At 42.5% G+C, this 247-nt stretch carries 1 protein-coding gene; it reads left to right on the top strand.

All coding sequences use genetic code 11. The annotated features are described in order from the left end of the window. A partial coding sequence (locus tag F1003_RS19075; protein ID WP_235898439.1) for a P-loop NTPase family protein occupies positions 1-247 on the top strand: 247 nt, incomplete at both ends.

Raw genomic sequence — 247 nt, 5'->3', positions numbered from 1 at the left:
AAGATTGTCGATAACTTCCCTGGACAATCTATCGACTTTTTCGGTGCACTGAGGGCGAGAGTATATGATGATGAAGTGAGGAAGTGGATTTCAGGCGCTGGAATTGAAAAGATTGGAGACAAACTTTTGAACTCTTTTGACGGACCACCAACTTTTGAGCAACTTAAGATGACTATCTATGAGCTCCGTGAATATGGTAACCTGCTTGTTCAAGAGCATGAGAATGTTAAGGGAGTTGAGTTGGCTG

This window comes from Winogradskyella ouciana (genome assembly GCF_009709615.1).
GTDB lineage: Bacteria > Bacteroidota > Bacteroidia > Flavobacteriales > Flavobacteriaceae > Winogradskyella > Winogradskyella ouciana.
The sequence above is the reverse complement of the archived record's forward strand: the minus strand, read 5'-3'. Positions and strand labels throughout refer to the sequence as shown.